The 9,580-nt window shown below is 44.0% G+C and carries 8 protein-coding genes; 4 read left to right on the top strand and 4 right to left on the bottom strand.

The window, feature by feature from the left end:
- The first annotated feature begins 55 nt into the window (after positions 1-55).
- Positions 56-1,564, top strand: a complete 1,509-nt coding sequence (locus ACO1R6_RS03780; protein ID WP_486262311.1) for a trypsin-like peptidase domain-containing protein — start codon at positions 56-58, stop codon at positions 1,562-1,564.
- A gap of 207 nt (positions 1,565-1,771) precedes the next feature.
- Here the strand turns inward: ACO1R6_RS03780 and ACO1R6_RS03785 are convergent, their stop codons facing one another.
- Together ACO1R6_RS03785 and ACO1R6_RS03790 are read right to left on the bottom strand one after the other, a co-directional pair.
- Positions 1,772-2,674, bottom strand: coding sequence for an EamA family transporter (locus ACO1R6_RS03785; protein ID WP_486262312.1), 903 nt, complete (start codon positions 2,672-2,674; stop codon positions 1,772-1,774).
- 158 nt (positions 2,675-2,832) lie between these two features.
- Positions 2,833-3,702 (bottom strand): ion transporter, encoded by an 870-nt coding sequence (locus ACO1R6_RS03790; RefSeq protein ID WP_486262313.1) that lies wholly within the window; start codon positions 3,700-3,702, stop codon positions 2,833-2,835.
- Between the two features lie 83 nt (positions 3,703-3,785).
- Here ACO1R6_RS03790 and ACO1R6_RS03795 point away from each other — a divergent pair, with 83 nt between their 5' ends.
- On the top strand, positions 3,786-6,266 hold the full coding sequence (locus ACO1R6_RS03795) for a bifunctional UDP-N-acetylmuramoyl-tripeptide:D-alanyl-D-alanine ligase/alanine racemase (protein WP_486262314.1): 2,481 nt from the start codon (positions 3,786-3,788) through the stop codon (positions 6,264-6,266).
- A gap of 197 nt (positions 6,267-6,463) precedes the next feature.
- Here ACO1R6_RS03795 and ACO1R6_RS03800 read toward each other — a convergent pair whose 3' ends face one another.
- Positions 6,464-6,781, bottom strand: a complete 318-nt coding sequence (locus tag ACO1R6_RS03800) for a hypothetical protein (RefSeq protein WP_486262315.1) — start codon at positions 6,779-6,781, stop codon at positions 6,464-6,466.
- A 252-nt stretch (positions 6,782-7,033) separates the two neighbouring features.
- Complete coding sequence (locus tag ACO1R6_RS03805; protein WP_486262317.1) at positions 7,034-7,585, bottom strand: lipocalin family protein; 552 nt, start codon at positions 7,583-7,585, stop codon at positions 7,034-7,036.
- Positions 7,586-8,497: 912 nt separating this feature from the next.
- Between ACO1R6_RS03805 and ACO1R6_RS03810 the strand changes: the two genes are divergently transcribed.
- Complete coding sequence (locus ACO1R6_RS03810) at positions 8,498-9,085, top strand: hypothetical protein (protein ID WP_486262318.1); 588 nt, start codon at positions 8,498-8,500, stop codon at positions 9,083-9,085.
- Between the two features lie 25 nt (positions 9,086-9,110).
- On the top strand, positions 9,111-9,580 hold a 470-nt coding region (locus ACO1R6_RS03815), incomplete at its 3' end, for a cation:proton antiporter (RefSeq protein WP_486262320.1).

The raw sequence follows: 9,580 nt of genomic DNA on the forward strand, positions 1-9,580 counted from the left end.
TTAGAGTTTAAACCGATATAAACCGAAAATTCAATCCTAGTAAAGTTAGTATACCATGAAAAAAGCAGCTTATGTTTTAATAATTGCCCTTATTTCAGCAGTACTGGCGATAGCGGGTTACCGGTATTTAGATAACCGCCAGAATGCCACTTATTACACCGAAGAACAACCCAACGTACAATTTGTTAATTACACCAATAACAATAATGCGGCGGCCATTCCCGATTTTGTGCAGGCCGCCAAAATGGTAAGCCCGGCGGTGGTGCACATAAAAACCACTTACGCGGGCAATGCCGGAGGTAGCGGTAATGTGTTTGAAGAACTTTTTGGTTCGCCGCAATCATCGGCGCCGTCGCGGGCTTCCGGGTCGGGCGTAATTATTACCCCCGACGGCTATATTGTTACCAACAACCACGTAATCGAAAATGCCTCGGCCATTGAGGTAGTTTTACCGGATAAACGCTCGTTTAAAGGTACTTTGGTGGGCCGCGACCCCAGCACCGATTTGGCCCTGGTAAAAGTAGGCGGCACCAAATTGCCCATTGTTACTTTAGGTAATTCTGATAATGTGCAGGTAGGCGAGTGGGTTTTGGCTGTAGGTTATCCTTTATCGCTTAACTCTACGGTTACGGCCGGTATAGTAAGTGCCAAAGGCCGGAGTATTGGTATTTTAAACCGCCCCAGCCAGGAAAATTATTACGGTAACGCCCAACCTTCTCCCAGTTCGGCTATTGAGTCTTTTATCCAGACTGATGCGGCCATAAACCCTGGTAACAGCGGCGGTGCTTTAGTAAATGCCACCGGTCAGTTAATTGGTATAAACGCAGCTATTGCCTCGCAAACCGGTAGTTACGCCGGTTATGGTTTTGCTATTCCGGTAGAACTGGTTAAAAAAGTTGTAAGCGATTTTAGAAAATACGGCGAAGTACGACGCGGCTATTTAGGTGTAAGTTTCCCGGCACCAGCCGTAGAAGACCAGATTTTGCGGGAGCAAGGGATTGATCCGGCCTCGGTGCGGGGCGTTTATATTACAGGCGTACAACCCGGTAGCGGCGCGGCGGCGGCCGGTTTAAAAGCCGGCGATATTATTCAGAGTATAGGTGGGGTACAGGTGGCGTCGTCGGCGGAGTTTTCGGAAAGAATTGGCCGTTTACAGCCCGGCGATAAGGTAGAACTAACCTATTTGCGGGGTAAACAGAAAAGCAACGTTAATGTAACCTTAAAAGGAGCCGAAACTGGTAACCCGGTAGCCAGCGAAAACAGCAACGCCGCCCGTGGTATGCAGGCAAAGCTAGGCGCAACTTTTGCACCGTTACCCGCCAATATCAAAGAAAGATACCGCTTAAGATCCGGGTTGGTCATTACCGAAATGCAACGAGGTGGATTCTTCGATTCGGCGGGTGTACCCAAAGGCACTATTATTACCAGCGTAAATGGCCGGCCGGTAAATTCCCTCACCGATTTAGATGCCGCCCTGAATAACACCCGCAACGGTATGGTACGCCTGGACGGCATTACCCCCGATGGTACCAGCTTTGTATTTAACTTCCCGTTAGGCGCTTAATTGATTAGCGAGTAAAAAAGTAGGTTGCATAATCAGAGTTTCATTTAATAGAAAAATATTAAAGCGGTAAGGCCGGGTGATGATTGTTTATTACGCGGCCTTACCGCTTTAATATTTTAAAGAATAGGCAACAGCTATCCTGAACTAAGCAAAATAGAAGCACATGCCAGCAGTTTAGGTGAGTAATTGCATAAATAGCTAAAATTCTTATGCCGGCTTTAACTTTCTTCTTTTTTGCCCCCGCCAATTATACACCACTACCGATACAAAAATAATAGCGTAAGCCAGGCCTTTGTACGTATTGGTTTGTTCCTGAAAATACAGGAAAGCCATAACAAAATTAATAATAGGGTTCAGGTACATTAATATGCCAATAGTGCCGGATTTTAGCTCGGTAAGCGCATACAGGTTTAGAAACAAAGGTATTACCGTAAAGCCCGCGCTTAAAATAATAATTACCCCAAAGAAGTAAAAATCAGTACCCAGTGCATGGCCGGCATTAAAGTAGTTGTAAAACGGCCCCATCAAAGAGAAAGACACAATTAACTGTAGCGTGAGCAGGACCATTTTGTCGTAATCTTTTAAAAGGCGTTGGGTAATTAGGTAGAGAGCGTAACTGCTGGCCACGAGTAAACTGTAAAATAAATTTAGTGCCGAGCCGGTGCCCAGCATAAAACAGCTAAGTAAACTCATGCCAATGGCTAGCCACTGGTTTAGCTTTAGTTCTTCTTTTAGTAGCAGATAACCCAGCAAGGCTGTTAAAATGGGGCAGAGCAGGTAAGAAAAAGAACCCGTCTGGATATCGATGTGGTTGATAACGTAAATAAATACAAACCAATTAATGGTAAGAAAAATGCCGCCCAGTAAGGTTAAAACCAGGAATTTACGTTTAGCTGGTGCCGGCGCAGCCTTGTATTGCGCCAGGGTAGTCCGCATACTTTCGCGCCGCAACGCCAACATAATGATGGCCATGATTAGCAGCGAAAATAAAGTCCGGAAATACAGAATTTGTGTGCTGGGGTAAGCGTGCAGGGCCTTTAACGGGAAAGGTATAAAGCCCCAGATAACAAATGCACTGATGCCGGCCGCATAATATTTATTTGATTTCAAAATATAATCTTAATAGTAATCGCACAAAATTAACGCTTTAAAAGCGCAATTGATTCACGAATGCTGGTGGTAAAGATTATTTAATACGGGTAAACTATTTAAGATATTCTGGATTTAATACCTGAAGTGATATTGCTGATTGGAGGCAATAAAGCCTTTTATAGCGCCGAACCACAATTATTACAAAATTTAGCCCCTGCTTCGTGGTTTTGTTTTAAGCATTTGCTGCAGAAAAGAGCATTGGTATTGCTTTCATTGGTTTTGTTTACGTTGGCAATTTCTACGGTTACAATGCCGGTAGGTATGGCAATAATGCCGTAGCCCAGCAGCATAACAAAACCTGCCAGTAATTGCCCCAGAGCGGTTTGAGGAGCAATATCGCCGTAGCCAACGGTAGTTAAGGTTACTACGGCCCAGTAAATGCTTTTGGGTATACTGGTAAAACCATGCTGGCCGCCTTCTACCACATACATAACCGACCCGATAATAATTACCAGGGTAAGCACCGTACCTATAAAAACTAAAATTTTAGGCAAACTGGCCCGCAAAGCCGTAGATAAAACCTGGCCCTCTTTTATAAAATGGGTAAGCTTAAATATGCGGGCAATCCGGAGCAGCCGCAATACCCGTACTACCAGAAAATACTGCGTACCCGCTATAAATAAACTTAAATAAGTAGGTAAAATAGATACCAGGTCTACCAGGCCAAAAAAGGAAAAAAGATAGCGGCGGGGTTTGGGTGCCACCCACAAACGCAAGCAAAACTCTATGGTAAATAAAATAGTGTATACCCACTCGGCCCGCCGGAATAAAGCATGATACTGCTCGTTTAAAGCGGGCACACTTTCCAGGATTACCGTTAATACACTAAGTAAAATAACGACCAGCAAGGCCACATCAAAAAGCTTACCGGCAAAGGTATCGGCATGAAAAATAATGATGTTTAGTTTTTTTCTTAAAGTACTTTGGCTATTACGGGTCATATTGGCGGCGCTAATATTTTCGTTGGCAATTTCGGGAAAAGCCACTTAAATAAAACGGAATTTAATCTGGTTTAAAACCTTTCCTAATCAGTTTAGTACCTTTGCTGTAGAATTACGCCTGTTGCCCCATGCACACCACCCAATTAGTTTCAGCCATTATTCATACACCCACGTTACAGTTTACGCAAGCCTACCCATTGCAGCACTTGCTCACCGATAGCCGTAAAATATTGCACCCGGTAGGCTCGGTGTTTTTTGCGATAAAAGGTGCTTTTCATGATGCACACACGTATGTGCCCGCACTGTATGCCCAGGGCGTCCGGCAGTTTATTCTGGAAGACATAAGTGCCATACCGGGCGTTAAACAAACCTCAGATATCCGGAATATTTTACCGGAAGCCAATATTTGGGTAGTTAAAAGCAGTCTGGCGGCTTTGCAGCAACTGGCCGCGTACCACCGCCAGCAGTTTACTTTGCCGGTTTGGGGTATTACCGGCAGCAACGGCAAAACCATTGTAAAAGAATGGCTCACCCAATTATTAAGCCCCGACGAACTTATTTGCAAAAGCCCCCGGAGTTATAATTCGCAAATAGGGGTACCGCTGTCGGTGTGGGCACTAAATGCCAGCCATACCCTGGGCATTTTTGAAGCGGGCATTTCTCGGCCCGGCGAAATGGAAAACCTCCAGAAAATAATTAAACCTGACTTTGGTATATTCACCAATATTGGCTCGGCGCACGACGAAGGTTTTTCGTCGCGCACCCAAAAAATAAACGAAAAGCTAAAACTCTTTGCCGGGGTTACTTTATTATTTTATTGCCGCGACCACGCAGATATTCAGGCGGCCGTAGCAGCGGCCAATATTCCGGCTTTTACCTGGTCGCGCCACCAACCGGCCAACCTGCAGATTTTAAACTACCAGTCTACCGGGCAACAAGCTACTATTACGTACCTTTTTGCCGGCGAAGAACACACTCTGCGATTACCATTTGCCGATGATGCTTCGGTAGAAAATATACTGCACTGTTTAGCGGTGCTGTTGTGGCGCGGGGTACCAACCACCGAAATTCAGCAGAGAATACAAAAGCTAGCCCCGGTGGCCATGCGCCTGGAAATGAAAGAAGCCATTAACGGTTGTTACATAATTGATGATACGTATAACAACGATTTGGCCGGTTTAACCATTGCCCTGGATTTATTGCTGCATCAGCCCCGCCGGGGCAAAAAAACACTTATTCTGTCGGATGTATTACAATCCGGGTTGCACGAAGAAGAACTTTACCGCCAGGTAGCCGACATTGTAAAAGCCAAACAAGTAGATAAACTTATAGGTGTTGGTACCACCATTGCGCAACACCAGGCCAAGTTTAAGCCGGAAAGTTATTTTTATGCCGATACGGCGGCATTTCTGCAGCAATTCCGGCCCGATGATTTCCGGAACGAAACCATTCTCGTAAAAGGCGCCCGGTTATTTGAGTTCGAAAAAATTGTAGCGGCTTTTCAGCGCAAAGTACACGGTACGGTGCTGGAAGTTAACCTGGATGCGCTGGTTCATAACCTGAATTATTACCGTACCAAGTTGCAGCCCGCTACCAAAATAATGGTTATGGTAAAAGCATTTGCGTATGGCAGCGGCTCCTACGAAATTGCGAATATTCTGCAGTTCCACGGCGTAGATTATTTGGCCGTAGCCTACACCGACGAAGGCGTGCAACTGCGCGAAAACGGTATTAGCCTACCCATTATGGTGATGAATCCCTCGCCGGATAGTTTTACTAAAATTCAGCAGTACCACCTGGAGCCGGAGATTTATTCGTTAGAAATATTAAGCGCTTGCCAGGCGGCTACCCTGGGCCAGACAGTACCTTTAAATATTCACCTGAAACTTGATACGGGTATGCACCGCCTGGGCTTTACGGCCCAAGAGTTACCTTTGGTGTTGCAAGCGCTCCAAAACTCGCCGCAATTACGGGTGGTAAGTACTTTTAGTCACCTGGCCGGAGCCGATGAAGCCCTGCACAACGATTTTTCGGAATCGCAAATACAACAGTTCCGGCAAATGGCGGCCCAACTCGAAACCGGGTTGAGTTACCCGGTAATAAAGCATATTTTAAATTCGGCGGGTATTGTGCGGTTTCCGGGGCACCAGTTAGATATGGTACGATTGGGCATTGGCCTATACGGGGTAGAGGCAACCGGACAGGAACAGGCCGGCTTGCGTACGGTGGGCAGTCTTAAAACTACCGTGTCGCAGGTAAAAGAAGTGCATGCCGGCGAAACTGTGGGTTATAGCCGGCGGGGCATAGCCGCTACCGATAAAAAAACGGCCACCATTGCCATTGGCTACGCCGATGGGTACGATCGCCGGTTTAGTAACGGGGTAGGCAAAGTTTTGATAAACGGCCACCTAGCCCCCATTATCGGCAATGTGTGTATGGATATGTGTATGGTAGATGTAACCGGCCTGGAGGTAAAAGCCGGCGATACCGTAGTAATATTTGGCGAAGATTTAAATATTACCCAAATGGCTGCCGCTATTGGCACCATTCCGTACGAGCTGCTTACCAATGTAAGTGCCCGGGTTAAGCGGGTATTTTACGCTGAGTAAAAGCTTATAAAAATAAAAAATCAGAACTTATGAAAACGCTGTTAACCCAGGTAAAATTATTAAGCCAAAGCCTGTTTGTTTACCTGAATTAACAGCGTTGTAAGTTGATAGCTAAATTTAGGCGTTGCTGCGCGTTAAGTTAATCAGGCTTGGCCAGACTTATAATGCGCAAAACAGATCCCATGGGGCAAAACTTATTACAGCAGTACTACTAATAAAATAACAATAACAATAATAGCACCCGTCGAAAGATAAATACCGCCGCCTTTGCGGGCTTCTTTTTTCAAGGCTTTTAACTCATTGCGCAGTTCTTTTTTCTCGGCTTTGGTCAGTTTTGTTTTATCGAGTTCTTTAATCTGGTTTACGCGGGTTTCAATTTCCAGCAGTCTTTGTTCTTGTTGGGCTGTGATTGGCGTAGCTTTAGCAGCAATTATCGGCAAATCCAAGGCATTAACCGATAAAGCAGAAATTACCAGTAGCAAGGTAAAAGCAAGAGAGCGAAAAAGGTTTTTCATAGAAAAATAGGTTTGATAATCTAAATAAAATAGAGATACTGTATAAACTCCGGTGTTTAATCAAAAGTTGCGTTCTGCCGGGCCGGTTTTATTTAGCTAAATGATTTGGTGCTGGTTATGCCTAAAAATATTCCTGCCCCATCTGCCACAGACAATTATAACGATAGCCAGTCGGTAAAAAATAATTATGTAGCAGCCTGAAAGCTAATTATACTTACCCAATAATAATTGGGGGGTTGCAGGTGGGCCGCGTTAACCGCATTGCTGATCGGTTTTGCGCAGTTTATTTACATTAAAATTTTTCTGGGTGGCCCTTTCCAGCAGGTAATCATAAATAGGATCCGGTAAAGTTGGTGTGCGGGCGAGTATCCATAAACTTTCGCGGTCGGGGGTGCCTACCAGGGCGTAAGAATAATCTGCGGCCAGTTCCAGAATCCAGTAATCGCCGCGCAACGGCCAATAAAACTGCACCTTAAGTTTGCTGTTTTGGCTGTCAGGCTGGGCAAAAGCTTTTCCTTTAATAGAGTTTATTTTGCCGTTAGGCCCATTTTTCCGGCAGGCATTTATTACTTCTACATAGCCCGCGGGGTTTACCCGGTACTGAGCCGTAGTGCAGTGGCAGCCTTTCTGAAAACGTTGCGGAAAAGCCGCTATCTCGTACCATTTACCGGCATACCGGTTTAAATCTACGGCGGGTACCGTAGCCAGCGGAGGATAGTTTTTGGTACGGGTAGCCAGCAGGTAAGTGGCCCCCAAAGCAGCTAACCCAGCTCCAATTAAATATCTCTTTTGCTCTTTTTTCATAATTCTGGCCCCTTTCTTTTACTAAAATGATATTGAAGTTGTTTAGTGTTTTGGAAATCGTATTAGCGTTTGCCCTTGCCGAGTGTTTTCACCGGCAAGTAGTCGGGCAAAAGCTAAAAGATTGGCGGTGATAACACCACCAATGGCAGCGGTTCCTTCTATTTTATAAAACACTAAACAAGTTCATTGTTATACCAATTATGCCCATAACTCTTCTGGTTAAAAGGTTTTTAACCGGGCTTATACCAATTAAATAATCCGATTAATACATTTTACCAGTGCAGGCAAGTTTTGTATACTTAAAAAAGAAACCACTTGTTGGGCAAGTGGTTTCTTTTAGAATATTTATAGGGTTAACTGGTTATTTGTCTTTTTTTACACAGTTAGGTACTTTCTTACCATTTTTGGTTTTCATTCCTTCTTTTTCGTACCCATCCCAGCAGGGATCTTTTTTAGAACTTTCTTTTTTAGTTGCCATAGCCCAATTTATTTGTTGTACTTGGGCCTACGGGTAAATTTTTAAAATCGATTTATAAATTAAGTACAAATATTACTTGCGGGTCGTTGGGTAAATTTTAAATGGGCCGGATAGTTTAATAAAGTAAACCAACGGTTGGCCTTTTTATTATTTGGCCTAATAACTGATTTTAAGCAGCGCAAGGCTTTATAAATATTGCCAGCCGGGTTGTTTTGTAACAGTTAAGGCGCCAAAGGGGTACATATAGCAAAACCCAACTTATAATCAGCGGCTTAAAACAAGAATTATAGCGGCTGGTTAAAATATATCTGTAGTTTGGGTAGGTAATGTTTAAGGTATATGAAGCCCCGGCTGCCAAATTTATGCCGGAGTATAAATTTATCTGTTTACCTTTCTGTATCCTTTATCTTAAACACCTAGATAGGTTTTTGCTCATGAAATGGATTTTTTGTTTACCGCTACTCATAATTTTCATATTCTCTGGCTGTGGCCTCCGCGAACGGGAAACATCGGTACGGAACAGAGAAGCAGCGTTGGCTCAAAAGGAGCAAGCCCTGGCGGTAAAAGAAAATAATTTGCATTTAAAAGAAGAAGAATTATTTAAGCGGGAGCAAAAGCTTAAAAGTGCCCAGCAACAAGATAGTGTTACGCAGGGCCAGGTGGGGGTGGTTAACCCGGTGCTGGTAGGCAAATGGAACGCCCGCATGACTTGTACCGAAACAACCTGTACTGGCTCAGCGATTGGTGATACCAAAAACGAAATCTGGGAGCTGTATTACCAGGATAATGTCTTAGTGGCCAAAGCCATGACCGGTGAAAATTTAGTTAGAACGTACACGGGCGCTTATCAAAATAATTTGCTTGAATTAACTGAAAACGTAGAACTTTCTCCGGAGGCACCGGCTACCAAAATGGTGGTACGGCTTACTTTGCTAAATGAAACCACCATGCAGGGGCAAAGAGAAATTATCCGGACCGGCGACTGCCGAATTGTTTACGCTTTACAGTTAAATAAACAGTAATTAAGAAAACTCTTAAATTAAAGTAATGCTATTATTAAGCGATTTAAACTTTGAGTTGCCTTTACGTAACCCGGTAATTATATTTTCGCTGGTACTTTTTATCATTCTATTTTCGCCAATTTTATTTAATAAAATTAAAGTGCCGCCCATTATTGGGTTAATCTTAGCGGGAGTAGTTATTGGTCCGTACGGCTTAAATTTATTGCTCCGCGACAGCAGTATTGTGTTGTTTGGTACCGTAGGGCTTTTGTACATAATGTTTACGGCGGGTTTAGAAATAGACCTGGAAGAGTTTAAAAAGAACCGTGTAAAAAGCCTGGTTTTTGGTATTTATACTTTTCTGGTACCCATGGTTATTGGCACCGTAGCAGTTTATTATATTCTTAATTTTAATTTGCCCTCGTCGGTGTTACTGGCCAGTATGTTTGCTTCGCATACGTTGCTGGCCTACCCCATTACTGGTCGTTATGGTATAAATCGCATTAGAGCGGTAAC

The organism is Adhaeribacter sp., from assembly GCF_057359045.1.

Coding starts and splice junctions, on each gene's coding strand:
- ACO1R6_RS03805 (WP_486262317.1), bottom strand. CDS start 7,585: ATGAAAAAAGAGCAAAAGAGATATTTAATTGGAGCTGGGTTAGCTGCT.
- ACO1R6_RS03800 (WP_486262315.1), bottom strand. CDS start 6,781: ATGAAAAACCTTTTTCGCTCTCTTGCTTTTACCTTGCTACTGGTAATT.
- ACO1R6_RS03780 (WP_486262311.1), top strand. CDS start 56: ATGAAAAAAGCAGCTTATGTTTTAATAATTGCCCTTATTTCAGCAGTA.
- ACO1R6_RS03810 (WP_486262318.1), top strand. CDS start 8,498: ATGAAATGGATTTTTTGTTTACCGCTACTCATAATTTTCATATTCTCT.
- ACO1R6_RS03795 (WP_486262314.1), top strand. CDS start 3,786: ATGCACACCACCCAATTAGTTTCAGCCATTATTCATACACCCACGTTA.